This window comes from Streptomyces sp. NPDC000404 (assembly GCF_040300365.1).
Classification (GTDB): domain Bacteria; phylum Actinomycetota; class Actinomycetes; order Streptomycetales; family Streptomycetaceae; genus Streptomyces; species Streptomyces ramulosus.
Window position 1 is genome coordinate 1 of the sequence record NZ_JBEPDN010000018.1, and the last position, 25,205, is coordinate 25,205.

General features: G+C 72.7%; 21 protein-coding genes, 5 tRNA genes and 2 pseudogenes. 19 read left to right on the plus strand and 9 right to left on the minus strand.

Annotation, left to right across the window (positions count from 1 at the left end):
- Both ABT345_RS29470 and ABT345_RS29475 read right to left on the minus strand, forming a co-directional pair.
- Positions 1-92: pseudogene (locus ABT345_RS29470) on the minus strand (roadblock/LC7 domain-containing protein); the annotation flags it as partial.
- Between the two features lie 9 nt (positions 93-101).
- Complete coding sequence (locus ABT345_RS29475; RefSeq protein WP_345080357.1) at positions 102-3,893, minus strand: sensor histidine kinase; 3,792 nt, start codon at positions 3,891-3,893, stop codon at positions 102-104.
- 657 nt (positions 3,894-4,550) lie between these two features.
- Here ABT345_RS29475 and ABT345_RS29480 point away from each other — a divergent pair.
- The 8 genes from ABT345_RS29480 (at position 4,551) to ABT345_RS29515 (ending at position 8,004) form a co-directional block, all read left to right on the plus strand.
- Positions 4,551-4,736 (plus strand): hypothetical protein, encoded by a 186-nt coding sequence (locus ABT345_RS29480; RefSeq protein ID WP_345080354.1) that lies wholly within the window; start codon positions 4,551-4,553, stop codon positions 4,734-4,736.
- A gap of 81 nt (positions 4,737-4,817) precedes the next feature.
- Positions 4,818-5,579 carry a fumarylacetoacetate hydrolase family protein gene (locus ABT345_RS29485; RefSeq protein ID WP_345080351.1) on the plus strand — a complete coding sequence of 254 codons (762 nt, stop codon included), beginning with the start codon at positions 4,818-4,820 and terminating at the stop codon, positions 5,577-5,579.
- Positions 5,572-7,050 (plus strand): glutamate--tRNA ligase, encoded by a 1,479-nt coding sequence (gene gltX, locus ABT345_RS29490; protein WP_345080348.1) that lies wholly within the window; start codon positions 5,572-5,574, stop codon positions 7,048-7,050. The genes ABT345_RS29485 and gltX overlap by 8 nt, the downstream gene beginning before the upstream one ends.
- A gap of 420 nt (positions 7,051-7,470) precedes the next feature.
- A tRNA-Gln gene (locus ABT345_RS29495) sits at positions 7,471-7,542 on the plus strand.
- Between the two features lie 51 nt (positions 7,543-7,593).
- Positions 7,594-7,666, plus strand: a tRNA-Glu gene (locus ABT345_RS29500).
- 63 nt (positions 7,667-7,729) lie between these two features.
- Positions 7,730-7,802, plus strand: a tRNA-Glu gene (locus tag ABT345_RS29505).
- Positions 7,803-7,818: 16 nt separating this feature from the next.
- A tRNA-Gln gene (locus ABT345_RS29510) sits at positions 7,819-7,890 on the plus strand.
- A 41-nt stretch (positions 7,891-7,931) separates the two neighbouring features.
- Positions 7,932-8,004: transfer RNA gene (locus ABT345_RS29515), tRNA-Glu, on the plus strand.
- 564 nt (positions 8,005-8,568) lie between these two features.
- Here the strand turns inward: ABT345_RS29515 and ndgR are convergent.
- Entirely contained in the window at positions 8,569-9,285 is a 717-nt protein-coding gene (gene ndgR / locus ABT345_RS29520) for an IclR family transcriptional regulator NdgR (RefSeq protein ID WP_026169203.1), read from the minus strand.
- A gap of 173 nt (positions 9,286-9,458) precedes the next feature.
- Here ndgR and leuC point away from each other — a divergent pair, with 173 nt between their 5' ends.
- The 5 genes from leuC to ABT345_RS29545 all read left to right on the plus strand — a co-directional run bounded on the left by leuC (position 9,459) and on the right by ABT345_RS29545 (position 13,011).
- On the plus strand, positions 9,459-10,883 hold the full coding sequence (leuC, locus tag ABT345_RS29525) for a 3-isopropylmalate dehydratase large subunit (protein ID WP_345080344.1): 1,425 nt from the start codon (positions 9,459-9,461) through the stop codon (positions 10,881-10,883).
- Positions 10,884-10,889: 6 nt separating this feature from the next.
- Positions 10,890-11,483, plus strand: a complete 594-nt coding sequence (leuD, locus tag ABT345_RS29530; protein ID WP_345080341.1) for a 3-isopropylmalate dehydratase small subunit — start codon at positions 10,890-10,892, stop codon at positions 11,481-11,483.
- A gap of 135 nt (positions 11,484-11,618) precedes the next feature.
- The gene (locus ABT345_RS29535) at positions 11,619-11,864 is read left to right on the plus strand and encodes an SCO5555 family protein (protein WP_143940473.1); all 246 of its coding nucleotides are present in this window, start codon (positions 11,619-11,621) and stop codon (positions 11,862-11,864) included.
- A 124-nt stretch (positions 11,865-11,988) separates the two neighbouring features.
- Positions 11,989-12,678 carry an HU family DNA-binding protein gene (locus tag ABT345_RS29540; protein WP_345080332.1) on the plus strand — a complete coding sequence of 230 codons (690 nt, stop codon included), beginning with the start codon at positions 11,989-11,991 and terminating at the stop codon, positions 12,676-12,678.
- A 129-nt stretch (positions 12,679-12,807) separates the two neighbouring features.
- Complete coding sequence (locus tag ABT345_RS29545) at positions 12,808-13,011, plus strand: hypothetical protein (protein ID WP_345080330.1); 204 nt, start codon at positions 12,808-12,810, stop codon at positions 13,009-13,011.
- Here ABT345_RS29545 and cofC read toward each other — a convergent pair.
- Positions 13,006-13,710 (minus strand): annotated as a pseudogene (cofC, locus tag ABT345_RS29550) (2-phospho-L-lactate guanylyltransferase); the annotation flags it as partial. The gene ABT345_RS29545 and the pseudogene cofC overlap by 6 nt on opposite strands.
- 141 nt (positions 13,711-13,851) lie before the next feature.
- Between cofC and ABT345_RS29555 the strand changes: the two are divergent.
- The 3 genes from ABT345_RS29555 to ABT345_RS29565 all read left to right on the plus strand — a co-directional run bounded on the left by ABT345_RS29555 (position 13,852) and on the right by ABT345_RS29565 (position 16,905).
- Positions 13,852-14,661, plus strand: coding sequence for a lysophospholipid acyltransferase family protein (locus ABT345_RS29555; protein ID WP_345080327.1), 810 nt, complete (start codon positions 13,852-13,854; stop codon positions 14,659-14,661).
- Positions 14,658-15,659, plus strand: coding sequence for an NAD(P)H-dependent glycerol-3-phosphate dehydrogenase (locus ABT345_RS29560; protein WP_345080324.1), 1,002 nt, complete (start codon positions 14,658-14,660; stop codon positions 15,657-15,659). Before ABT345_RS29555 ends, ABT345_RS29560 begins: the two co-directional genes overlap by 4 nt.
- A 109-nt stretch (positions 15,660-15,768) precedes the next feature.
- Entirely contained in the window at positions 15,769-16,905 is a 1,137-nt protein-coding gene (locus tag ABT345_RS29565) for a D-alanine--D-alanine ligase family protein (RefSeq protein ID WP_345080320.1), read from the plus strand.
- A 37-nt stretch (positions 16,906-16,942) separates the two neighbouring features.
- Here the strand turns inward: ABT345_RS29565 and ABT345_RS29570 are convergent, their stop codons facing one another.
- On the minus strand, positions 16,943-17,434 hold the full coding sequence (locus ABT345_RS29570; protein WP_345080317.1) for a DUF3515 domain-containing protein: 492 nt from the start codon (positions 17,432-17,434) through the stop codon (positions 16,943-16,945).
- 8 nt (positions 17,435-17,442) lie between these two features.
- On the minus strand, positions 17,443-17,676 hold the full coding sequence (locus ABT345_RS29575) for an Lrp/AsnC family transcriptional regulator (RefSeq protein WP_345080314.1): 234 nt from the start codon (positions 17,674-17,676) through the stop codon (positions 17,443-17,445).
- Between the two features lie 158 nt (positions 17,677-17,834).
- Between ABT345_RS29575 and ABT345_RS29580 the strand changes: the two genes are divergently transcribed.
- Positions 17,835-18,800 carry a thiamine-phosphate kinase gene (locus tag ABT345_RS29580; RefSeq protein ID WP_345080311.1) on the plus strand — a complete coding sequence of 322 codons (966 nt, stop codon included), beginning with the start codon at positions 17,835-17,837 and terminating at the stop codon, positions 18,798-18,800.
- 55 nt (positions 18,801-18,855) lie between these two features.
- Complete coding sequence (thiD, locus tag ABT345_RS29585) at positions 18,856-19,659, plus strand: bifunctional hydroxymethylpyrimidine kinase/phosphomethylpyrimidine kinase (protein ID WP_345080309.1); 804 nt, start codon at positions 18,856-18,858, stop codon at positions 19,657-19,659.
- A 278-nt stretch (positions 19,660-19,937) separates the two neighbouring features.
- On the opposite strand, the gene metX is transcribed toward thiD, so the two are convergent.
- The 3 genes from metX to rpmB all read right to left on the minus strand — a co-directional run bounded on the left by metX (position 19,938) and on the right by rpmB (position 23,045).
- Complete coding sequence (gene metX / locus ABT345_RS29590) at positions 19,938-21,080, minus strand: homoserine O-acetyltransferase MetX (protein WP_345080306.1); 1,143 nt, start codon at positions 21,078-21,080, stop codon at positions 19,938-19,940.
- An 8-nt stretch (positions 21,081-21,088) separates the two neighbouring features.
- A complete protein-coding gene (locus ABT345_RS29595) occupies positions 21,089-22,453 on the minus strand; it encodes a bifunctional o-acetylhomoserine/o-acetylserine sulfhydrylase (protein WP_345080303.1) in 1,365 nt (454 codons plus the stop codon).
- A gap of 406 nt (positions 22,454-22,859) precedes the next feature.
- Positions 22,860-23,045 carry a 50S ribosomal protein L28 gene (rpmB, locus tag ABT345_RS29600; RefSeq protein WP_030287328.1) on the minus strand — a complete coding sequence of 62 codons (186 nt, stop codon included), beginning with the start codon at positions 23,043-23,045 and terminating at the stop codon, positions 22,860-22,862.
- 232 nt (positions 23,046-23,277) lie between these two features.
- Between rpmB and ABT345_RS29605 the strand changes: the two genes are divergently transcribed.
- Positions 23,278-24,981: a DAK2 domain-containing protein gene (locus ABT345_RS29605; RefSeq protein ID WP_345080299.1), complete on the plus strand. Its 1,704-nt coding sequence runs from the start codon at positions 23,278-23,280 to the stop codon at positions 24,979-24,981.
- Positions 24,982-25,205: the final 224 nt, after the last annotated feature.

Sequence of the window (25,205 nt, forward strand, 5' to 3'; positions counted from 1 at the left end):
TCCGCGGAGACCACGACCGTGTGGGACACACCGGGGGTGTTGTCCACGAAGTTGGTGATCAACCAGTTCAGGTTCTGCGCCGCCTGGCTCATCGGACTCAACTAACGCTCCTGCTGGTGAGTGGGGTCCACCACGCCGTGCTGCCCGGTGTCGCCACCGGCCTGCCGGCCCTGCTGGATACCCCGGCGAAGACTGGTCAGCCGGCCGCGCACGTCGCTGGGCGCGCGCGAGACCTGCGGACCGCTCTGGGCGGGCTGCTGCTGTGCCGTACCGGCGACGAGGTTGGCGCGCGGCACCCGGCGGGGCAGCCCCGACGTGGTCACCCCGCCCGCGGCCGGCTGACGGATCTGCTCCGCCTGCCGCCACGTCTCGTCGTTCGGCGAACTGCGCCAGCCGGTGGTGTCGAAGCCTCCGGCAGGGGTGTCGTCCGGGGCGTCCGCGGGCCGCGGGTCCTGCTGCGGCTGCGGCACCTCGGCGGTGACGGAGGACTGCGGCTGCGGCTCCACACCGGCGGCGGCCGCCTCCGGCGTGTGGAACCAGCTCGACTCGATGGTGTCGAAGATCGGTGTCCGGCCGTCACCGGCGCCGGCCGACGGGTCGCCGAGCCAGTCCGACGACGGGGCGGGCTCGGGCGCGGCGTCCGGCGACGGCTGCGCCGGGACCTGGCCTGTGGGGTGCGGCGTCTCGGGGGCGGCCCCGAAGAGGCTGCCCGCCCCGGAGCCGCTCTCCTGCGGCGCCGGACGCGTGGCGTCGGCCCGGCCGGCCTCCCGCAGCGGGAGCCCGGAGGCGGTCTGCCCGAAGTGCTCCGGAGCCGGGGCGGCGGGGCCGCCGGGCAGCGGGAACTGACCGGTCCCGCCGGACGTCTCCGCGTCGGCCCGGGGGGTGCCGGGCGGCGGTCCGTTGAAGTCGGGCCGGGCGAAGGCGGTGGTGTCACCGGGGCCGCCGGTCGCCTCGGGCGCCACGGGGCGCTCGAAGGAACCCGTGGTCTCCGGGGGCGCCGGGCGCTCGAACGAACCGGTCGTCCCGGGCGGCGTCGGACGCTCGAAGGCGCCCGTGGTCCCGGGCGCCACGGGGCGCTCGAACGTGCCCGTGGTCTCGGGCGGTGCCGGGCGCTCGAAGGTGCCGGTGGTCTCCGGCTCCTCGTGGCCGCGCGGGGTGTCCTGGGGCTCGCGGGGCGCCAGCGGCCAGTCGTCGGTGGCGCCGCGGTCGCGGCGGACACCCCAACTGGTGCCCGGCTGCGGGGCGTCGGCGGCCGGTGCGGCCTCCGCGGCGGGGGAGCCGGTCAGCTCCGCGGCCGGACCGCGGGTCGGCAGCTCGGGGCGCTCGTCACGGCCCGGCGCGCCGGTGGGCGGCGCCACCGCCGGCGTCGCACCGGAGGCCTCGGCGGGCGCCTCACCGCGGTGGACGTTGCGGGTGGGCAGCGCGGGACGGCCGCCGTCGGCCGGGGCGTTCGCCGGGCGCGTGGTGCCGCGAGGGGAGGCGTCCGGGGCGGGCGCCTGCGCCGTGGGGCCGCCGGAGGGCACCGGACCGCCGAAGCCGCCGGGGCCACCGGGAGCCGTGCGCCCGGGACCGCCGGGACCGCCGCGGCCCGGCAGCGCGGGCCGCCCGGTGCCGCCGGGGCCCGAACCGACCTGACCGCGCGGCTGCAGCCCCGCGAGACGGCTCGTCCCGCCGGAGCCGGAGCCGTGGCCGGACCCCGTACCGCCCTCGGGCGCATGGCCCTTCGCGGTGGACGGCGCCGGCTTCTTGCCGCCCTGCGCGACATCGACGGGCAGCATGACCAGCGCGGTCGTGCCACCGGAGTCGGAGGGCCGCAGCTGGATGCGGATGCCGTGGCGCAGCGAGAGGCGGCCGACCACGAACAGACCCATCCGGCGGGAGACCGAGACGTCCACGGTCGGCGGGCTGGCCAGCCGCTCGTTGATGGACGAGAGGTCCTCGGGGGAGAGGCCGATACCGGTGTCGTGGATCTCGACCAGCACCCGCCCGTCGGGCAGCGCGTGACCGGTCACCTTCACCTTGGTCTGCGGCGAGGAGAACGACGTGGCGTTCTCCAGCAGCTCCGCGAGCAGGTGGACGAGGTCGTTGACGACGCGCCCGGCGACCTCGGTCTGCGGCACGGAGCTCAGCTCGATGCGCTCGTACTGCTCCACCTCGGAGGCGGCGGCGCGGAGCACGTCGACCAGCGGGACCGGCCGCGTCCAGCGGCGGCCCGGCTCCTCACCGGCGAGGACGAGGAGGTTCTCACCGTTACGGCGCATACGCGTCGCGAGGTGGTCGAGCTTGAAGAGCGAGGACAGCTGGTCCGGGTCGGCCTCGCGGGACTCCAGCTCGGAGATGAGCGAGAGCTGACGCTGGATCAGACCCTGGGAGCGGCGCGAGAGGTTGGTGAACATCGCGTTGACGTTGCCCCGCAGCAGCGCCTGCTCGGACGCCAGCCGGACCGCCTCGCGGTGCACGTCGTCGAAGGCCGCGGCCACCCGGCCGATCTCGTCCCGGCTGTGCACACCGACCGACTCGACGGAGGTGTCGACGTCCTGCGGGTCGGTGTCGGACAGCTGCTTGACCAGCTCCGGCAGCCGCTCCTGGGCCACCTTCTGCGCGGTGTCCTGGAGCCGGCGCAGCGAGCGGACCATGGACCGCGCCACGACGAACGCGCCGACCAGCGAGACACCGAGGACGAGGAAGATCAGCGCACCGTTGATGATCGCTTCCTGCGTCGCCGCGTTGCGCAGCTCGCGGGACTTCTGCTCCATCTCCGTCAGCAGCGAGGTCTCGATGCGAGACATCTCTTCGATCTTGACGGTGTCGGAGTCGTACCAGTCGAGGTACTTGTACTCCTGGCTGCGGATGCCGCTGCTGCTGGCGAAGGCGCGGTGCGCGAAGGCGACCGCCGCCTTGATCTCGTCGTTGTTGCCGTCCAGACCGCGGGTGAGGGTGCCGGCGCTGCCCGCGTAGATCTGGGAGAAGCGGTCGCGGGCCGCCTTCTCGTCGTCCTCGGCGGTACGTCCGGCGAGCCGGTCGTTGGCGGAGAGCTGGGGGCCGCTCTTCTGGGCGAGACCGGCGCTGACCAGGGCACGCTGCATCGACGCGTACTCCTTGGCCGAGGAGAACGCCGCCAGCGCACGGGTGGCCCGGATCATCTCCGGGTTGCTGGTGGCCTGCGCCATGTCCTGGGAGAGGGAGAGCAGCGAGTCGATCAGCTGGTTGTAGTTGCTGATGGTGCGCGCGGCGTTGCCGTCGTCCTTGTACGCGTTGCTGCGGATCTCGTTGAGGGTGTTGAGCTGGCGGCCGATCTCCAGGACGGTCGCCCGCACACCGGTCATCGTGGTGTCGACGCCCTGGATGTCGCCGGTGCCCTGGTTGAACGCGATCCGGGCGCGGTCGGTGGCCTCCCGCGGCGCGACGACGTTGGCGTCGTCCTTGACGTTGCCCGAACCGGCCAGCGGCCCCGCCGACTTGTCCCGCTCGACCTGGAGCGCGTCGGCCAGCTCGGTGGCCTGCCGCGTCATGTCGGTGAGCATCTTCATCTTGTCCAGCTGCTCGATGTTCTCCATCGAGTCCTGGATACGGATGGCGCCCAGCGAGGTCGCGGCGACCACGGGCAGCGCGAGCAGGGAGATCAGGCGGGTGCTGATGCGCCAGTTGCGCAAGGCGACCCGGGGGCCGGGACCGCCCGGACCCGACTCCTTGGCCGTTCCCCGGTCGGCGTCGCCGCCGCTCCGGTCGCTCCGGTCGGACGGTGCCGGGGTGTTCGCCGGACCGCCCCCCTGGGCACGCTGGGGAGAGGAGGCGCGGTCGGTCCCGCCGCGCGGCTCCGGCTCCGCCGCAGCTTCCCGGCCCTGGCGGGCCTGGGAAGGCTCCGTGCCATCCCTCTTGAAACGTCCCTGCACTAGCGTCGCAACCTCTGGACCAGGCGTCCCCCCGCGCGAGCGGCGGGACGGTGTCGAGTCGTGGGGGACCGCAAGTCCCCCGTGCGGTCGTGAATTGACCGGCGGGCTTCCCCCTCTGGCCGAGAGAGCAACTCCACCGCGCTGCGCCACATCGCGCCCTGCGCGCCGGTTGATACATGCGGCGGTCCGTGGAATTCCAGCACAGTGCCGGATCTCCAACAAGAGCGGAACCGCACGGTGCGACATGGGTGACACACGGTGCGGACCGTGTCACGACACGTAGAGGGATCCATGGTCGATAACGGACTTTTGGCCTCGAATCGCTCCGCCCGTTCCGTTGTCCCAGGTGCGGTGATCGGCGGCGAAATGGAGCCTTCTGATGATCGATGTCCCGTTCATCCCTCGATGTTGATCATGGGAATTGCGGCATTTGTCACGTACTCAGTGAGGAAACTCACAGGTAGGCCGGCGACTTTCCCCCCGCATCGCAGGGAATGGCCCGCTTAGTCTGATGCTTTACACAGGCAGCCGGCGCGACAAGGACACCCGGCGCGACCTCCCCGTTCCCCGCTCCGCGGACACCACGGGCCGGTCCGCACCGCCCTCCGGGCCGGCCGTCCCTTCCGATGCATCCCGATCTACGCGAGGCGTGAAGCAGTGAAGACCACGATGATGTTCCGCAACATAGCCAACCCGCGGCGCACCACGCTGGCGCACCTCAAGGACGCCGACGAACTGACCGCCACCCCGGCCCCGGAGCACGCCGTCGAGCTGCCCACGCAGACCGCCAACCCGCGCCGTACCGTCCTGATGGACGCCCCCGGCCAGGACACCGCGGCGTAATTCCGCAGCGGGTGAGCCGCGCCCCCGCGTTAGCCTGGAGTGTCCACTCCGGCCAGTGATCAATGAGGGGCAGCGGCACCCGTGCGCATCGCCAGATTCTCCATCGACGGCAACGTCGGCTTCGGCGTCCTAGAGGGCGACGAGATCGACGTCATCAAGGGACACCCCTTCGCGGAGTTCGAGCGCTCCGGCCAGAAGGTCCCCCTGGACAAGGTCCGTCTGCTGCCGCCGGTGCTGCCCAACAAGGTGGTCGCGGTCGGCCGCAACTACGCCGCCCACGCCGCCGAGCTGGGTCACGACGTCCCCGACGCCCCGTTCACCTTCTTCAAGCCCTCCACCTCCGTGGTCGGCCCCGGTGACCCCATCGCGTACCCCTCCTTCTCCGAGGAGGTGCACCACGAAGCGGAGCTGGCCGTCGTCATCGGCCGGATGTGCCGCGAGGTGCCCCGCGAGCGGGTCAAGGACGTCATCCTCGGCTACACCTGCGCCAACGACGTCACCGCGCGTGACGTCCAGCGCCGCGAGAAGCAGTGGGCGCGCGCCAAGGGCTTCGACACCTCCTGCCCGCTCGGCCCCTGGGTCGAGACCGAGCTGGACCCCTCCGATCTGACCATCCAGTGCACCGTCAACGGCGAACAGCGTCAGCTGGGCCGGACGAGCGAGATGGTCCGCTCCGTCGAGGACCTGATCGTCCACATCACCGAGGCGATGACGCTGCTCCCCGGCGACGTCGTCCTCACGGGCACCCCGGCCGGGGTCGGCCCGCTCACCGTCGGCGACGAGGTCGCCGTCACCATCGAAGGCATCGGCACTCTCACCAACAAGGTGATCAAGCGTGGCTAACGCGACCCCCGTCCGCGTCCGTTTCTGTCCCTCCCCGACCGGCAACCCCCACGTGGGTCTGGTCCGCACCGCCCTGTTCAACTGGGCGTTCGCGCGCCACCACCAGGGCACCCTGGTCTTCCGCATCGAGGACACCGACGCGGCCCGCGACTCCGAGGAGTCCTACAACCAGCTGCTGGACTCCATGAAGTGGCTGGGCTTCGACTGGGACGAGGGCCCCGAGATCGGCGGCCCGCACGCGCCCTACCGCCAGTCGCAGCGCATGGACCTCTACAAGGAGGTCGCCGACAAGCTGCTCGCCGGCGGCTACGCCTACCCCTGCTACTGCACCACCGAGGAGCTGGACGCCCGCCGCGAGGCCGCCCGCAAGGCCGGCAAGCCCTCCGGCTACGACGGCACCTGCCGCTCGCTGACCGAGGAGCAGAAGGCCGCCTACGAGGCCGAGGGCCGTTCGTCGATCATCCGCTTCCGGATGCCCGACGAGCCGATCACCTTCACCGACCTGGTCCGCGGCGAGCTGACCTTCACCCCGGACAACGTCCCGGACTACGGCATCGTCCGGGCCAACGGCGCGCCCCTCTACACGCTCGTCAACCCCGTCGACGACGCGCTGATGGACATCACCCACGTCCTGCGCGGCGAGGACCTGCTCTCCTCCACCCCCCGCCAGATCGCCCTCTACAAGGCGCTCATCGAGCTGGGCTACGCCAAGTACATCCCGGCCTTCGGCCACCTGCCGTACGTCATGGGCGAGGGCAACAAGAAGCTCTCCAAGCGCGACCCGCAGGCGTCCCTCAACCTCTACCGCGAGCGCGGCTTCCTCCCCGAGGGCCTGCTCAACTACCTCGCGCTGCTCGGCTGGTCGTTCTCGGCCGACCGCGACATCTTCTCCGTCGCCGAGCTGGTCGAGAAGTTCGACATCGCGGACGTCAACGCCAACCCGGCCCGCTTCGACCTCAAGAAGGCCGAGGCGATCAACGCCGACCACATCCGGCAGCTGGACCTCCCGTCCTTCATCGCCGCCTGTGAGCCCTGGCTGACGGCCCCGCACGCCACCTGGGCGCCCGAGGACTTCGACCGGGCGGCCTGGGAGGCCATCGCCCCGCACGCCCAGACCCGGTTGACGGTCCTGTCGGACATCACCGCCAACGTCGACTTCCTGTTCCGCAAGGAGCCGGTCGAGGACGAGGCGTCCTGGACGAAGGCGATGAAGGGCGACCCGGTCGCGCTGCTCACCACGGCCCGCGCCAAGCTGCTGGACGCCGACTGGTCCAGCCCCGAGTCGCTGAAGAACGCGGTCCTCGCCGCCGGTGAGGAGCACGGCCTCAAGCTCGGCAAGGCCCAGGCGCCGGTCCGCGTCGCGGTCACCGGCCGCACCGTCGGCCTGCCGCTCTTCGAGTCCCTGGAGATCCTGGGCAAGGAGCGCACCCTGGCCCGCATCGACGCGGCCCTGGCCAAGCTCGCCGCCTGACCCCGTACGAGCCCCGAAGGGCCCGGAAGCCGGCACGGCTTCCGGGCCCTTCGCGTATGCGGGGCGCTCTCCCCGCGTGCGGGCGGCCGGGAAGGCGCTCAGCGGGGCTCTGAGCCGCGTACGGCCCGAATCCCGCCCGTCCCTGCCCTGCGGGTCTTGACAGGGCGGGGAAGCGGCTCCGGTGCCGTCCTCCCGCGGCGGTCGGGGCCGCCCGTACGAACGCGCCGCACGGCGGCCGTGACCACCGCCGTGCGGCGCCCGACCGGGCCGTACGGCGCCTCCCGCCCTGCTCCGCGGCCTATCGGTTTTGGAGCCCCGTCCACCTTCGGGTAATGTTCTTTCTGCGCCGCCCGGGAGGGCCGAGAGGCCCGGCCGGAAAGCGCAAACCGAACAAAATCCCCTCTGGGGGTTGCGTTTTGGTGGGCTATGGTGTAATTGGCAGCACGACTGATTCTGGTTCAGTTAGTCTAGGTTCGAGTCCTGGTAGCCCAGCAAGAGATCTTTCTCTTCGAGAATTCCATGGTCTCTTGAGTGCAGTATCAGGCCCCCGTTGTGTAGCGGCCTAGCACGCCGCCCTCTCAAGGCGGTAGCGCCGGTTCGAATCCGGTCGGGGGTACAGATCCTTTCTTTCCGTCACCTTCGGGTCGCTCCCGGATGTGCCGATGTGAGGATCGCTAGGGCCCCCGTTGTGTAGCGGCCTAGCACGCCGCCCTCTCAAGGCGGTAGCGCCGGTTCGAATCCGGTCGGGGGTACTGGTCTAAACCACCATGGGCTATGGTGTAATTGGCAGCACGAGTGATTCTGGTTCATTTAGTCTAGGTTCGAGTCCTGGTAGCCCAGCGCAGAGAATTCGCGAAATGCGATTCCACTGCAAAAAGCAAGCCCCCGTTGTGTAGCGGCCTAGCACGCCGCCCTCTCAAGGCGGTAGCGCCGGTTCGAATCCGGTCGGGGGTACGCAAAGAGATAAAGGCCCTTGCTTCGGCAGGGGCCTTTGTCGTGTCCGGAATTCCGGAACTCCGGAGCGCAATCCCTGCGGGTGGCCCGTACGGATTCCCCCTTACGGGCCTCAGGAGCGGGCCGACTCCTCCTCCTGGGCCAACCGGCGCTTCGCCGGTGCCTGCGGGATCGAGGAGGCCGCCTCTGCCTCCGCCCGCTCCGTGTCGTCCGGCGGCGTCTCCGGGACGTCGGAGCGGGGGCCGGCCGCGCGCCATCTGCCGTGCGTACGGCATGAGTTCGGCGACGGACGCCGGCCGGTCCGGCTCCGGCGGGCGGGGACGTCGTGATCTTTCTCATCGGCCTGCGTGCTGCCGGCCGGGGCTACGAGGCGATCTGCGGGGACGTGCCGACGTACCGCCTCGGTGCGGCGTGCGGCGTGCGGTTGCCGCGCGGTGGGGTGCGGGCCCCGGAGCGGTCGGGCGTCCGGCCCGGCGCGTCGCGGGCAGCAGGCGGGCCGTGGTCCGGGGTGCCCCGGTGTGGGGCGGATCCCCGGGCCACGGCCCGTGAGGAGTGGGAGATCTCTCAGCCGGTGCGGCGCAGGCCCTCGGAGAGGCGGGCGGCGGCGTCGATGACGGCCTGGGCGTGCATCCGGCCCGGGTGGCGGGTCAGCCGCTCGATCGGGCCGGAGACGGAGACGGCGGCGACCACGCGGTTCGAGGGGCCGCGGACCGGCGCCGAGACGGAGGCCACGCCCGGCTCCCGCTCGCCGATCGACTGGGCCCAGCCGCGGCGGCGGACACCGGAGAGGGCGGTGGCGGTGAAGCGGGCGCCCTGCAGACCGCGGTGGAGCCGCTCGGGCTCCTCCCAGGCCATGAGGATCTGCGCCGCGGAACCGGCCTTCATCGGGAGCGTGGAGCCGACCGGGACGGTGTCCCGCAGTCCGGACAGGCGTTCCGCCGCCGCCACACAGATCCGCATGTCGCCCTGGCGACGGTAGAGCTGGGCGCTCTCGCCCGTCACGTCGCGCAGATGCGTGAGCACCGGTCCGGCCGTCGCCAGCAGGCGGTCCTCGCCGGCCGCGGCGGCCAGCTCGGAGAGCCGGGGGCCGAGGATGAACCGGCCCTGCATGTCCCTCGCCACCATCCGGTGGTGTTCCAGGGCCACGGCCAGCCGATGGGCCGTGGGCCGTGCGAGCCCGGTCGCCGCGACCAGCCCGGCGAGGGTGGCCGGACCGGACTCCAGAGCGCTCAATACGAGAGCCGCCTTGTCGAGAACGCCGACGCCGCTAGAGTTGTCCATGCAACGATACTTGCGTCTCACAGTGTGAAACGCAAGTTCAATTTTCCGTGGAAGTCGTCACTCTGTAGCCACGGCCCTCGACCAGGGCCCGGTGCAAGGCCCGGCACGGGGATGCGGGGACCGTGCGCACAGTACGAGTTGGGCCGGCGATGCGGCCGGCCGGAGGGAAAGCGATGGGACGGACACTCGCGGAGAAGGTCTGGGACGACCACGTCGTCCGGCGCGCGGAAGGCGAGCCCGACCTCCTCTTCATCGATCTCCACCTGCTGCACGAGGTCACCAGCCCGCAGGCGTTCGACGGCCTCCGCAAGGCCGGACGGCAGGTGCGCCGTACGGACCTGACCATCGCCACCGAGGACCACAACACCCCCACCCTCGACATCGACAAGCCGATCGCCGACCCGGTCTCGCGCACCCAGCTGGAGACGCTGCGCAAGAACTGCGCGGAGTTCGGTGTGCGGCTGCACCCGCTGGGCGACGTCGAGCAGGGCGTTGTCCACGTGGTGGGACCGCAGTTGGGACTGACGCAGCCCGGCACCACCGTGGTCTGCGGTGACAGCCACACCTCCACGCACGGCGCGTTCGGCGCGCTGGCGTTCGGCATCGGCACCAGCCAGGTCGAGCACGTCCTCGCCACCCAGACGCTGCCGCTGGCCCCCTTCAAGACCATGGCGATCACCGTCGAGGGCGAGCTGCCCGAGGGCGTCACCGCCAAGGATCTGATCCTGGCGATCATCGCGAAGATCGGCACCGGCGGCGGCCAGGGCTACGTCCTGGAGTACCGCGGCTCCGCCATCGAGAAGCTGTCGATGGAAGCCCGGATGACCGTCTGCAACATGTCGATCGAGGCGGGCGCCCGGGCCGGGATGATCGCCCCGGACGACACCACCTTCGCCTACCTGCGCGGGCGGGCCCACGCCCCCGAGGGCGCCGACTGGGACGACGCCGTCGCCTACTGGCGCACGCTGCGCACCGACGACGACGCGGTCTTCGACGCGGAGGTCGTCATCGACGCCGCCGAGCTGGCGCCGTTCGTCACCTGGGGCACCAACCCGGGCCAGGGCGCGCCGCTGACCGCGAGCGTCCCCGACCCCGCTTCGTACGAGGACGCCTCGGAGCGGCTCGCCGCCGAAAAGGCCCTGGAATACATGGGGTTGACGGCCGGTCAGCCGCTGCGCGAGATCGGTGTGGACACCGTCTTCGTAGGTTCCTGCACCAACGGCCGGATCGAGGACCTGCGCTCCGCCGCCGCCGTTCTGGAGGGGCGTTCGGTCGCCGACGGCGTGCGGATGCTGGTCGTGCCCGGCTCGGTGCGGGTCGCCCTCCAGGCGGTCGAGGAGGGCCTGGACAAGGTCTTCACCGCGGCGGGGGCCGAATGGCGGCACGCCGGTTGCTCGATGTGCCTGGGCATGAACCCCGACCAGCTGGCGCCGGGCGAGCGCTCCGCGTCCACCTCCAACCGCAACTTCGAGGGGCGGCAGGGCAAGGGCGGCCGCACCCACCTGGTCTCGCCGCAGGTCGCCGCCGCCACCGCGGTGCTCGGGCACCTGGCCTCGCCCGCCGACCTGTCCGACGTTCGTACGCCCGCGGGAGTCTGAGGAACCATGGAAGCTTTCACCACCCACACCGGCCGGGCCGTGCCGCTGCGCCGCAGCAACGTGGACACCGACCAGATCATCCCGGCCCACTGGCTGAAGAAGGTCACCCGCGACGGCTTCGAGGACGGGCTCTTCGAGGCTTGGCGCAAGGACCCGCGGTTCGTCCTCAACCAGGAGGCGCACCGGGGCGCCACGGTGCTGGTCGCGGGCCCGGACTTCGGCACCGGCTCCTCCCGTGAGCACGCCGTCTGGGCGCTGCAGAACTACGGCTTCAAGGCCGTCATCTCCTCGCGCTTCGCGGACATCTTCCGTGGCAACTCCCTCAAGAACGGCCTGCTGACGGTGGTCCTGCCGCAGGAGACCGTCGAGCGGCTGCAGCAGCTGGCCGAGGAGGACCCCGCCGCCGAGGTGACCGTCGACCTGGTCGCGCGCAAGGTGCTCGCCCCGGGCGTGGAGGCCGACTTCGTGCTGGACGAGAATGCGCGGTGGCGGCTGCTGGAGGGGCTGGACGACATCAGCCTCACTCTCCGGGAGGAGCCGGCCATCGCCGCGTACGAGGCGAACAGGCCCTCGTTCAAGCCGCGGACCTTGGTGGCCTGACCTCGGGCTTTTGGCTCAAAGACATATTGCGTACGATGCGCCCCCTGTGCAGTTGGCAGGGGGCGCATCGGCGTGTTCAGACGCCTGTTGAGGCCCCGTGAAGCGACAACTCGCCGCAGATGGCACAATTAGCGCATGGAACGCGACGGCCAACTCCAGCTCTACGGTTACGTCGCCGACCAACTCAAGGACGCACACGCAAGGGTGCGGACACTGCAAGTCCCGGAGGGCGTACGGATGGCGCTGACCCGGAAGCTGCTCGTCATCACGGCCGCGGCACAACACGATCTTGCGAACGCGGCAAGGCGTCTGGAGTGGTTCATGGCCGACCTCGACGAAGGTCGTTATCCCGAAGACGTGCACACCGACGGAAGTGCGTGAGGTCGAGTGCGTTGCGGCACAAGGGTGATTAGCCCGTTTCGTGTTTGATTTGCGGTATATATCTGCCTAACGTGCGAAAAAGCTTGGAATCTATCGTTCCAGCAATGTCTCCGAAGGGGAAGACGTGAACAAGGCGCAGCTCGTAGAAGCCATTGCCGACAAGCTCGGCGGCCGTCAGAACGCCGCGGACGCGGTGGACGCCGTACTGGACGCAATCGTCCGTGCAGTTGTCGCCGGCGACCGCGTTTCGGTCACCGGATTCGGGTCGTTCGAGAAGGTCGACCGCCCGGCCCGCTACGCGCGGAACCCGCAGACCGGCGAGCGCGTGCGGGTCAAGAAGACCTCGGTGCCGCGTTTCCGCGCGGGTCAGGGATTCAAGGACCTGGTGAGCGGTTCCAAGAAGCTCCCCAAGAACGACGTGGCCGTCAAGAAGGCCCCCAAGGGCAGCCTCTCGGGCGGCGCTTCCACGCGTACGACCGTGAAGAAGGCGGCCGCCAAGAAGGCCACCACCGCCAAGAAGGCCACGGCGAAGAAGACCACCGCAGCGGCGAAGAAGACGACCGCCGCGAAGAAGACCACCGCCAAGAAGGCGACGCCGGCGAAGAAGACCACGGCCGCCGCCAAGAAGACCACGGCGGCGAAGAAGACCACCGCGAAGAAGGCCGCCCCGGCGAAGAAGACCGCCACCGCCGCCAAGAAGACCACGGCGAAGAAGACGGCGCCCGCGAAGAAGGCCACCGCGAAGAAGGCTCCCGCGAAGAAGACCACGGCACGCAAGACCGCCGCGAAGAAGACCACCGCCCGCAAGCGGTAACGACCGGGGGAACAATTCCCCAGGCGGTGACGCTTCGCGCCGGGCCGGTCTCCCTCCGGGGAGCCCGGCCCGCGGTGCGTGGCGACCGCGCGTTCACCGGGGCCGACCGGCTCCTTTAGGCTCTGCACCATGCAGGCCACCGCGTACACCTACGACTCGGACACCCGCTCCGGCAGCGTGCTGCTGGACGACGGCACCCCCGTGCCCTTCGACGCCGCCGCCTTCGACGCGGGGGGCCTGCGCCTGCTGCGCCCCGGCCAGCGGGTGCGGATCGAGACCACCGGCGAGGGAGACGCCCGCCGCATCACGCTCGTCACGCTCCAGACCCTCTGAGCCGTCCGGGCCTGACGAGCCGCCCTGACCTCCGCAAACGCCCGCGGCGCCCGCCGCCCGGGCCGCCGCGGCCACCCGCGCCGTGTGCGCGCCCACCCCGAGCGCCAGCGCCCGGCGCAGATCCTCACCGGTGTCCACGTCCCGGCGCACCGAATCCGCCCGTACGGTGATCTCCCGCGCCCCCGATGCGCGGTGCCGCTCCCGGGAAGGGCCGCCGAATGCCGGTGCCAATTCCGTACCGGAACGCGCGGTGAGAAGGGTTGTTCCGATATCCGCCGCGTCGGCGAGAAAAGCCCGCGGAAATTGTGCGGCGCTTTGCAGTACGGCTTCCAGTTCGGCGGGGCGCAGGGCCGGCAGATCGGCGTTGAGCGCGGCGACCGACGCGCCCGGGCGACGCGCCCGGACGAGCGCCGCGCCGTGGGCCAGCGCCGCGTTGAGACCGCGCCCCGGGGTGTCGGGGACAATCCGCGCGCCGAGCGCCGAAAGCGGCCCAGCGGCTGCCGGATCGTCCGTGACAACCGCCACATCCGCGACATCACCGCAGGCCAGTGCGGCGCCGACGGTGTCCAGGGCGAAAGCGAGTGCCAGCCGCGGACGGAACTCCTCACCGACCGCCGGGGAAAGCCTGCTCTTGGCCCGCACCAGCGGCTTCAGCGGTACGACCAGGCTCCAGCCCACATCCACTCCGTCTCCTCGCATAGGATTCGATTTTCCCTGCTGCCGCAGCTGGCCGGGGACCGCGGGGTTACGGTGTTCTCGACATAGCGGGTACCTGGGGCGACACTTGTGCGGCTGCCGGCTCGCAGCAGCTCAGCAGGTCCCCACAAGGAGGGTGTCCACGTGTCCCGCCGCAGAATCGGCTTCTGGTACCGCCTGGCCGCGGTCATCTGCAAACCGCCGCTCCTGGTTCTGTTCAAGCGGGACTGGCGAGGAATGGAACACATTCCGGCCGACGGCGGATTTATCACCGCCGTCAACCACAACTCGTATCTCGATCCGCTGTCGTACGCGCACTATCAGTACAACACCGGACGGGTTCCCCGATTCCTCGCCAAGTCCGGGCTCTTTCGCAGCGGCTTTGTCGGCGTGATGATGCGCGGTACGGGCCAGATCCCCGTCTACCGGGAAACCACCGACGCCGCCAACGCCTTCCGCGCCGCCGTCAACGCCATCGAGAAGGGCGAATGCGTCGCCTTCTATCCCGAGGCGACGCTCACCCGCGACCCCGAGATGTGGCCGATGCAGGGCAAGACCGGCGCCGCGCGGGTCGCCCTGCTCACCAAGGCGCCGGTCATCCCCGTCGCGCAGTGGGGCGCCAACGAGGCGATGCCGCCGTACGCCAAGGAGAAGAAGGTCCGGCTGCTGCCGCGCAAGACACTGCGGGTGCAGGCCGGCCCGCCGGTCGACCTCAGCGCCTACTACGGCAAGGAGCCCACCGCCGAGGTGCTGCGCGAGGTCACCGAGACGATCATGGCCGCGATCACCGCGCAGCTGGCGGACGTTCGGGGCGAGACCCCGCCCGCCGAGCCGTTCGACCCGCGGCGGGCGCTCGCCCGCGAGCGGCGCGCGGCCCGCGAGGCGGCCCGGGCGGCGGCCGCCGCCGAGCCGGTCGGAAGCACCCAGCAGGCACAGGAGGATGAAGGCAAGTGACGCGCTGCGCCGTCTACGGCACGGGGTCCTGGGGCACCGCATTCGCGATGATCCTCGGCGACGCGGGCTGCGAGGTGACCCTCTGGGGCCGCCGGGCCGAGGTCACCGACGTGATCAACAAGGAGCGGGCCAACCCCGAATACCTGCCGGGGGCCGAACTGCCCGCGTCCGTGCGGGCCACCACCGACCCCGCCGAGGCCGCCGCGGGCGCCGACTTCACCGTCCTCGCCGTGCCCTCGCAGACGCTGCGCGACAACCTCGCCGCCTGGGCGCCGCTGCTGCCCGCCGACACCGTCCTGGTCTCCTTGATGAAGGGCGTCGAACTGGGCACGGCCAAGCGGATGAGCGAGGTGATCGAGGAGGTCGCCGAGGTCCCCGCCGAGCGCGTCGCGGTCCTCACCGGCCCCAACCTCGCCAAGGAGATCGCCGCCCGGCAGCCCGCCGCCGCGGTCGTCGCCTGCGCTGACGAGTCCGTCGCCCGCCGGCTGCAGACCGCCTGCCACACCCCGTACTTCCGCCCGTACACCAACACCGACGTCGTCGGCTGCGAGCTGGGCGGCGCCGTCAAGAACGTCATCGCGCTCGCCGTCGGCATCGCGGGCGGCATGGGCCTGGGCGACAACGCCAAGGCGTCGCTGATCACCCGCGGCCTCGCCGAGACCACCCGGCTGGGCCTGGCCATGGGCGCCGACGCGCACACCTTCGCGGGCCTGGCCGGCATGGGCGACCTCGTCGCCACCTGCTCCTCGCCGCTCTCGCGCAACAACACCTTCGGCACCAACCTCGGCCGCGGCATGAGCCTGGCCGAGACCATCGCGGTGACCAAGCAGACCGCCGAGGGCGTCAAGTCCTGTGAATCCGTACGGGATCTGGCCCGCCGCCACGGCGTCGACATGCCGATCACCGAGACGGTCTTCGAGATCGTCCACGAGGGCAAGCAGCCGATGGTCGCCCTCAAGGACCTGATGTCGCGCAGCGCCAAGTCCGAACGGCACTGACGGCCCGCGCGCGGCGCCCGGCCCGCCCCGTGCGGCGCGCGGACACGGCGCCGCGCACGGCCGCCGCCGCGCCGAGTCCGTATCCACCAGCAGGTACCCTCAAGCCGATATGAGCAGCCAGACCCCTCCCCACAAGCCCCGTGTCGCCGTCGTGTTCGGTGGCCGCAGCTCCGAGCACGCCATCTCCGTGGTCACCGCGGGAGCCGTCCTGCGCGCCATCGACCGCGAGAAGTACGACGTGCTGCCGATCGGGATCACCACCGACGGCCGCTGGGCCCTGACCGCCGACGCCCCGGAGCGGATGGCCATCGCCGACCGCAAGCTGCCGAGCGTCGCCGAGCTGGCCGAGTCCGACGAGGGCGCCGTCGTCCTGCCGGTCGACCCGACCAACCGCGAGGTGGTCTACAGCGAACCGGGCTCCGTCCCCAAGGCGCTGGGCGAGGTCGACGTCGTCTTCCCCGTGCTGCACGGCCCCTACGGCGAGGACGGCACCCTCCAGGGCCTGCTGGAACTCTCCGGCGTCCCCTACGTCGGCTGCGGCGTCCTCGCCTCCGCCGTCGGCCAGGACAAGGACTACATGAAGCGGGTGTTCACCTCCTTCGGGCTGCCCGTCGGCCCGTACGAGGTCATCCGGCCCAGGGAGTGGGAGCGCAGCCCCGAGGCCGCCCGCAAGAAGATCGTGGACTTCGCCGCCGAGCACGGCTGGCCGCTCTTCGTGAAGCCCGCCCGCGCCGGTTCGTCCATGGGCATCACCAAGGTCGACTCCGCCGACGGGCTGGACGAGGCGATCGAGGAGGCGCGGCGCCACGACCCGAAGGTCATCGTCGAGTCGCTGCTGCGCGGCCGCGAGATCGAGTGCGGCGTCCTGGAGTTCGAGGACGGCCCGCGCGCCAGCGTCCCGGCGGAGATCCCGCCGGTCACCGCCCACGACTTCTACGACTTCGAGGCGAAGTACATCGACTCGGCGGCGGGTCTGGTGCCCGCGCCGCTCACCGCCGAGGAGACCGTCCGCGTCCAGGAACTGGCCGTCACGGCGTTCGAGGCGGCGTCCTGCGAGGGGCTGGTCCGGGCGGACTTCTTCCTCCAGGAGAACGGCGAGTTCGTGATCAACGAGATCAACACGCTCCCCGGCTTCACGCCCATCTCGATGTACCCGCGGATGTGGCAGGAAAGCGGCGTGAGCTACCCGGAGCTGATCGACCGGCTCCTGCAGGCGGCGCTGACCCGCTCGACCGGTCTGCGCTGACCCGTCCGGGACCGGGCCCGCCCGCCGCGGGTCCGGCTCAGACGCCCTCGGGCACGGTCTTCTTCACCGCGGCGGCGAGATCTGTGAGCGCATTGACCTCGGGGGCGTACTTGGCCGGCACCGTCACCTCCACGTAGGTCTTGCGCAGCACCGTCGTGAAGCGGTAGCCGTCGTCGTGCTTCTCCAGGAACCACGAGACGCCGTTGACGTCCACCGCGTCGGCGGCGGGGTTGTAATGTTCACTCCCGGACGTCAACACGCCCGGCTTGGGTACTCCGCAGCGCAGCTGCACGGCGGGGTCGCCCCAGGCGGCCGTGAAATCCGATGCGGGCTCGGTGCTCCTGCGCGCCAGCCCGTCGACGGTGTCCGGCAGCTCCTTGTGGAGGGCCCGGCAGTGCCGGGCCGACGCGCCCTCGGGCGCGGGTGGCGTGACCTCGTCCGCGGCGGAACAGCCCGCCGTGCAGCACAGCACGGCGAGCGACGGCAGGACCGTAAACCAGCGACGAGACGAGATCACCCGGCCGAGCATACGGGGAGCTAGATATGGACGACCGGACAGGTCAGGGTGCGGGTGATCCCCTCCACCCGCTGCACTTTGGCGACGACCAGCCGGCCCAGCTCGTCGACGGTGTCCGCCTGCGCGCGCACCACGACGTCGTAGGGGCCGGTCACGTCCTCGGCCGTCACCACGCCGGGGATCTGCGCGATCACCTCCGCCACCGCCGAGGCCCGGCCGACCTCGGTCTGGATCAGGATGTACGCCTGTACCACGGGACCTCCAGGGCGGCTTCGAGGATCATGGGGGAAGAAGGGACGCCACGGTACCGCGTCACCGAGCGGAGCGGGGAGATCCGCGCGGTGACGCCGGCCGGTGCGGCGCCCAGGCCAGCGGAGTACGGACCGGCCGTACGCAGGAGAAGGGCGACAGCATGAAGGGCACCGTGGGCGAGCTGGGGGAATTCGGGTTGATCCGGGAGCTGACCTCCCGCATCACCCCCACCCCGGCGGTACGAATCGGTCCGGGTGACGACGCCGCGGTGGTCACCGCGCCGGACCGGAGGGTCGTCGCCAGCACCGACGTCCTCCTGGAGGGCCGGCACTTCCGCCGCGACTGGTCCACCGCGTACGACGTGGGGCGGAAGGCCGCGGCCCAGAACCTCGCCGACATCGCCGCCATGGGCGCCGTGCCCACCGCCATCCTCCTCGGCCTCGTCGTGCCCGCGCAGCTCCCCGCCACCTGGCCGACCGAGCTGATGGACGGGTTGCGCGACGAATGCCAGGTGGCCGGCGCCGCGGTGGTCGGCGGGGACGTCGTGCGCGGCGACACCATCACCGTCGCCATCACCGCCCTCGGCGATCTGCGCAACGCCGAGCCGGTGACCCGCGCCGGCGCGCAGCCCGGCGACGTCGTCGCGGTGACCGGCTGGCTGGGCTGGTCGGCCGCCGGGCACGCCGTGCTGACCCGCGGGTTCCGCTCGCCGCGCGCCTTCGTCGAGGCGCACCGGCGGCCCGAACCGCCGTACCACGCGGGCCCGGCGGCGGCCGGACTGGGCGCCACCGCCATGACGGACGTCAGCGACGGCCTCGTCGCCGACCTCGGGCACATCGCGGAGGCCAGCAACGTCCGCATCGACCTCGCCTCCACCAAGATCGACATCCCGACGCAGATGTCCGACATCGGCACCGCCGTCGGCGTCGACCCCATGCAGTGGGTGCTCAACGGCGGCGAGGACCACGCGATCGTCGCGACGTTCCCGCCCGACGTGAAGCTGCCCGCCCGCTGGAAGGTCATCGGCGAGGTTCTGCACCCCTCCGCGCTGCCGCAGGTGACGGTCGACGGGGCGCCCTGGGCGCGCGCCGGGTGGGACCACTTCGGGGACAACGGCGACGCCTGATCCCCGCCCCGGGGCGGCTCCGTGGCGCCCGGCGGCGGCCGGTAGATTCGGCGGGGTGCAGACCCCACCACGCGCCCTGACCGTCGCCGGCTCCGACTCCGGCGGCGGCGCGGGCATCCAGGCCGACCTCAAGACGATGCTGGCGCTGGGCGCCCACGGCATGAGCGTGCTCACCGCCGTCACCGCGCAGAACTCCCGGGGCGTCCAGGGCGCCTGGGAGCTGCCCGCCGAGGCGGTGCGGGCGCAGTTCCGCAGCGTCGTCGACGACATCGGCGTGCAGGCCGTGAAGACCGGGATGCTCGCCTCGCCGGAGCTGGTCGAGACCGTCGCCGCGCTCCTCGCGGAGCTGACCGTGCCGGTCGTCGTCGACCCCGTCGGCGTCTCCAAGCACGGCGACGCGCTGCTCGCCGCGACCGCCCTCGACGCGGTCCGCACCAAGCTGCTGCCGACCGCCACCGTCGCCACGCCCAACCTCGACGAGGTGGCGCAGCTGACCGGCGTGCGCGCCACGGACGAGGCCGGGATGCGCCGCGCCGCCGATGCGATCCTCGCCTTCGGCCCGCGCTGGGCGCTCATCAAGGGCGGCCATCTGCCCGCCGCCGCGGACGCGGTCGACCTGCTCACCGACGGCACCGAGGAACTCTGGCTGCGCGCCCCGCGGCACGACAACCGCCACACCCACGGCACCGGTTGCACCCTCGCCTCCGCCGTCGCCGCCCGCCTCGCCCACGGCGACACCGTCCCGCGGGCCGTCACCGCCGCGAAGGAGTACGTCACGGGGGCACTCGCGGCCGGCTTCCGCCTGGGCAGCGGGATCGGCCCGGTGGATCACGGGTGGCGGTGGCGCGGAGGGGAGTGAGGGGGAGCGAGGGAACGGGGCGGGTCTTGCGTCTGCCTCGTACGGGGATTTGCGTCTGCCTCGGGCCGGGGTTTGGGCCTGCCTCGTGCGGGGCTTTGCGTCTGCCTCGCGCCGGGGCTCGTCGCGGTCTGTGCTCGCCCCGTGCGGCGGTGGCGTGTCCGCCCCGTGCCGCTGCCCCGCGCGGCGGTGACGTGCCCCGCCCCGTGTGCGGCGGCCGCCGGCCTCGGGCCGGCACGCACCGGGCCGGCACCCTCACCCGCCGCCCCACGCAGGCACCCTCACCCCCGCTCCAGCACCTCCCGCACCACCGCCCCGACCTGTTCCGTCTCGGTGAGGAAGCCGTCGTGGCCGGCGGGGGAGTCGAGGATGCGGGGCCGGCCGGCGCCCGGGAGCAGGGCGGCCAACTCCTTCTGCTGGGCGGGCGGGTAGAGCCGGTCGGAGCCGATGCCGGCGACCACCGCGGGCATCCGCGCCCGCGCCAGCGCCGCCGCCGCGCCGCCCCGTCCGCGCCCCACGTCGTGCGCGTTCATCGCCTCGACGAGCGTGACGTAGCTTCCCGCGTCGAACCGGCGCACCAACTTGCCCGCGTGGTGGTCGAGGTACGACTCCACCGCGTACCGCCCGCCGCGCCACGGGTCCTCGCCGGGCTGCGCCCGCCGCCCGAAGCGGTCCGCCAGCTCCGGTTCGCTGCGGTAGGTGAGGTGGGCGATCCGCCGGGCGAGGCCCAGCCCTTGGTGCGGACCCGCACCGTCCGGGGCGTCGTGGTACCGCCCCGCGCGCCAGCCCGGATCGGCGCGCACCGCCGCCGTCTGCACCGCGCCCCAGGCGATCTGCTCCGCCGACGCCGCCGCCCCGCACGCCAGCACCAGCAGCGCCCCGGTCCGCTCCGGCAGCCCCGCCGCCCACTCCAGGGCCCGCATGCCGCCCATGGAGCCGCCGATCACCGCCGCCCACCGCGCGATGCCCAGCGCATCGGCCAGCCGCGCCTCGGCCGCCACCTGGTCCCGCGGCGTCACCAGCGGGAAATCCGGCCCCCACCGCCCCGTGCCGCCCGGGCGGGGCGACGCCGGACCCGTACTGCCCTGGCAACCGCCCAGCACATTGGGCGCCACCACGTACCACCGCCGGGTGTCCAGCGCCGCCCCCGGTCCGATCAGCGCGGACCACCAGCCCGCCGTGGGATGCCCGGGCCCCGCCGGGCCCGCCGCATGGCTGTCGCCGGTCAGCGCGTGCAGCACCAGGACCGCGTTCGAGGCGTCCGGGGCGAGCGTGCCCCACGTCTCGTACGCGAGCCGCACGCCCGGCAGCGCGCCCCCGGCCTCCAGCGGCAGCGCGCCGGGCAGCGTCACCCAGCGGCGGCGCCCCGGCGGATCGCCCTCCCGCCAGGCCCCGGAGGCCGGCGGGAGGGCGTGGCCCGGCACGGCGGTGCTCAGGACGCCGCCTTCGCGGCCCGGAACCCCGCCTCCAGATCGGCCCGCAGATCCTCCAGGCTCTCCAGCCCGACGGAGAGCCGCACCAGGCCGGGCGCCGCGCCGGTCGCCGCCAGCTGCTCCTCGTCGAGCTGACTGTGGGTGGTGGACGCCGGGTGGATGATCAGGCTCCGTACGTCACCGATGTTCGCCAGGTGGCTGAAGAGCCGCACCACGTCGACGAACGCCCGGCCCGCCTCGATGCCGTCGTGCAGCTCGAACGAGAGCACCGCGCCCGCACCCCGCGGCAGATACTTCTGCCCCGCCCCGTACCAGCGGTTGGACGGCAGTCCCGGGTAGTGCACCGCCGCCACCTCGTCGCGCTGCTCCAGCCACTCGGCGAGCGCCTGCGCGTTCGCGGTGTGCCGCTCCAGGCGGAGGCTGAGCGTCTCGATGCCCTGGAGCAGCAGGAACGCGGAGTGCGGCGCGATGGCCGGGCCGATGTCGCGCAGCAGCTGCACCCGCAGCTTCACGGCGAACGCACCGGGGCCGAGGTCCGGCCAGTAGCGCAGCCCGTGATAGCTCGGGTCCGGGGTGTGGAAGGCGGCGAACCGCTCGGCGTGCGCCCCGAAGTCGAAGGTGCCCGCGTCGACCACCACACCGCCCAGCGTGGTGCCGTGCCCGCCGAGGAACTTCGTCGCCGAGTGCACCACGACGTCCGCACCGTGCTCGATGGGCCGCAGCAGATACGGCGTGGGCACCGTGTTGTCCACGATCAGCGGCACGCCCGCGCCGTGCGCCGCGTCCGCGACCGCCCGGACGTCGAGGACGTTGCCCCGCGGATTGCCCAGCGTCTCCGCGAAGAACGCCTTCGTCGTGGGGCGCACGGCGGCCCGCCAGGCGGCGATGTCGTCCGGGTCGTCGACGAACGACACCTCCACGCCCAGCCGCGGCAGGGTGTGCCGGAAGAGGTTGTACGTCCCGCCGTACAGCGACGACGAGGCCACGATGTGGTCACCGGCGCCCGCCAGCGTCAGCAGCGCCAGCGTCTCGGCGGCCTGCCCGGAGGCGAGCGCGACGGCCGCCACGCCGCCCTCCAGCGCGGCGACCCGCTGTTCCAGGGCGTCCTGGGTGGGGTTGTGGATCCGGGTGTAGATGTTGCCGGGCTCGGCGAGCGAGAAGAGGTCCGCGGCGTGCTGCGTGTCCCGGAAGGCGAAGGACGTCGTCTGGTAGATCGGCACCGCGCGGGCCCCGGTGACGGGATCGGGGGCCGCGCCCGCGTGGATCTGCCGGGTCTCGAAGGACCACGCGGCGGACGGGTCCGGTGCCCCGGCGCGGTCATCGGTGGGGTTCTCTGCGGTGGCGGAGTCGGCGGGCTGGCTCATGAACGGTCCTCGCACGGTGGGTGACGGACGGACCCGGCAGGGGAGTGCCGCGTCCGGGACCCGGACACTAGGGGCGGCGAGGAACGCCCCGGAAGCGGTACCGCCACCCGGCCACGAAACCGCAATGCCGGCGCAACGCGGGGCGTCCGCCCGTAACGGACGGCAACACGGGGCCATCCGCGGCAACAGTGCGCACCGCGCGCGGAACGGGGCGCGGCCCGCCGTGCGAGGGCCTCGGACCCGCCCCGTGCACCCGCCGTACGGGACACCCGGACCCGGCCGTACGGAGAGGCCGCCCGCCCGCGACGGCGCCCCGGCCCCGTGCGGCAACGACGAAAAGCCGGCCCACCTTTCGGTGGACCGGCTTTCGTCAAGCAACCGGCTTGGCTGCGCTACGGCTAAGACGTCAGCGCGAGACCTTGCCGGCCTTGATGCACGAGGTGCAGACGTTGAGCCGCTTCGGCGTACGCTCGACCACTGCACGGACCGTCTGGATGTTGGGGTTCCAACGACGGTTGGTACGGCGGTGCGAGTGAGAGACACTCTTGCCGAAGCCCGGCCCCTTGCCGCAGACGTCGCAGTTGGCAGCCACGGGTCACTCCAAAGACTTCAGATGCACTTACGGTGAATCCTGACGGGCCGAGTGCATTGACCGACCGGCATCGCCAGGAGAGGAAAAGGCCCGATTCGCACCGGGCAACCGGAGCAGCATACAACGGCCGCGTCCGTAGAACGAAACTACCATGCGCGCTCCGGGCCCCGCCCCGGCCTCCCGGTGTGACCGCGGCTACTGTGCCGTCATCCCGTGCATCCAGGAGGACGCTGTGCCGCACCCGCTCGACGCCGCCGCGATCCGCGCCTGGTGCGGACTGGCACTGGAGGCGCTGGGCCGGGAGCGCGCCCGGATCGATGCGATCAACGTCTATCCCGTGGCCGACGGCGACACCGGCACCAACCTCTACCTCACCCTCGAATCCGCCGCCCGCGCCGTCGAGGCGGCCTTCGACGGCCACGCCGCCGCGGGCACCGCGCCGTGCCTGGCCGACGCCGCCGGAGCCATGGCGCACGGCGCTCTCATAGGGGCGCGCGGCAACTCCGGCACCATCCTGGCCCAGCTGCTGCGCGGGATGACCGAGATCCTGGCCGCCCCGCCGGTGCCCGCCACGGGGCCGGACGCCACCGGCGAACTGCCCGGCGGCTGCCCGCCCGCCACCCTGGGACGGGCACTGCACCGCGCCGCGGCCGCCGCCCGGGAGGCCGTCGCGCACCCCGTGGAGGGCACCGTGCTGACGGTCGCCGCCCGCGCCGCCGACGCCGCGGCGGAGGCCGCGACCTCCGCGCCGCACGCCGCGGAGGTGGCGCGCGCCGCCCACGACGGCGCCCGCACCGCGCTCCGCGCCACCCCGGGGCAGCTCGCCGCCCTGGGCCGGGCCGGGGTCGTGGACGCCGGCGGCTGCGGTCTGGTCGCCCTGCTCGGGGCGCTGGCCGATGCGCTGTCCGGCGAGGTCACCGCCGTCCCCGTCGCCGTCCGGGCCGACGCCCCGCTCCCGGAGGCGGCGGGCCCCGAGGCCGTCACCGGGGCCGCACCGGAGAGCTGCCCGCCCGGGGAGACGACGGGCCCCGCCTTCGAGGTGATCTACCTGCTGGAGGCCGGCGACGCCGCCGTGGCCCGGCTGCGCACCCGCCTCGACGCGCTCGGCGACTCCCTCGTGGTGGTCGGCGGCGACGGCCTCTGGCACGTCCACGTCCACGTCGACGACGCGGGCGCCGCCGTCGAGGCCGGGATCGAGGCGGGCCGCCCTTACCGCATCCGCATCACGCACTTCGACGGCGCCGCGCACGCCGCGCGCCCCGTGCCGGAGCCGGCCGCCCGGGGCGTCGTCGCCGTCGTCCCCGGGGAGGGGCTGGCCGCGCTGTGCGAGGCGGCCGGCGCGACCACGGTGCGGGTGCGCCCCGGGGAGCCGCCCGCCTCCGGGGAGTTGGTCCAGGCGATCCGGCAGGCCCGCGCCCGTGAGGTGCTGCTGCTGCCCAACGACCCCGAGCTGCGCCACACCGCCGCCGCGGCGGCCGAGGCGGCCCGTGCCGAAGGCATCCGGGTGGCGCTCATCCCCACCCGCGCCGCCGTGCAGGGCCTCGCGGCGCTCGCCGTGCACGAGCCCGACCGCAGCTTCGACGAGGACGCCGTCGCCATGACCTCGGCCGCCGGGGCCACCCGCTACGCCGAACTGGCCGTCGCCGAGCGCCAGGCGTGGACGATGGCGGGCATCTGCCAGCAGGGCGACGTCCTCGGGCTGATCGACGGCGACGTCGTGGTCATCGGCGGTGATCTGACGGACACCGCCCTCACCGTCCTCGACCGGATGCTCTCGGCGGGTGGCGAACTCGTCACGCTGGTCCGCGGCGCCTGCGCCCCCGACGGCCTCGCCGAACGGCTGGAGGCGCACGTCCGCGAACGGTTCCTCGCCGTCGACACCGTCGTGTACGAGGGCGGCCGCCACGCGGCACCGCTGCTGATCGGGGTGGAGTAGGAGACGGACGGCGGGGCGCCGGGACGGGCACGGGGCGCGCCGCACGGGGCCCGCCCCGCCGCGCACGGGCCGGACGCACGGTGCGCCGCGCACGGGGCCGGACGCACGGGGCGTCGCGCATGGTGCGCCGCGCACGGCGCACCGGCTCCGAACCCCCGCCCCACGCCGCCCGCTCCCGCCTCTCCGTGACGGCCCCCGCGGCACGTGGGAGGCCCCGTTGTCGG

Excerpts from the sequence above, each read along its gene's own strand:
- leuC (WP_345080344.1), top strand. The coding sequence starts at position 9,459 with ATGGGACGGACACTCGCGGAGAAGGTCTGGGACGACCACGTCGTCCGG.
- leuD (WP_345080341.1), top strand. The coding sequence starts at position 10,890 with ATGGAAGCTTTCACCACCCACACCGGCCGGGCCGTGCCGCTGCGCCGC.
- ABT345_RS29565 (WP_345080320.1), top strand. The coding sequence starts at position 15,769 with ATGAGCAGCCAGACCCCTCCCCACAAGCCCCGTGTCGCCGTCGTGTTC.
- ABT345_RS29545 (WP_345080330.1), top strand. The coding sequence starts at position 12,808 with ATGCAGGCCACCGCGTACACCTACGACTCGGACACCCGCTCCGGCAGC.
- ABT345_RS29595 (WP_345080303.1), bottom strand. The coding sequence starts at position 22,453 with ATGAGCCAGCCCGCCGACTCCGCCACCGCAGAGAACCCCACCGATGAC.
- ndgR (WP_026169203.1), bottom strand. The coding sequence starts at position 9,285 with ATGGACAACTCTAGCGGCGTCGGCGTTCTCGACAAGGCGGCTCTCGTA.
- ABT345_RS29535 (WP_143940473.1), top strand. The coding sequence starts at position 11,619 with ATGGAACGCGACGGCCAACTCCAGCTCTACGGTTACGTCGCCGACCAA.
- ABT345_RS29570 (WP_345080317.1), bottom strand. The coding sequence starts at position 17,434 with ATGCTCGGCCGGGTGATCTCGTCTCGTCGCTGGTTTACGGTCCTGCCG.
- ABT345_RS29580 (WP_345080311.1), top strand. The coding sequence starts at position 17,835 with ATGAAGGGCACCGTGGGCGAGCTGGGGGAATTCGGGTTGATCCGGGAG.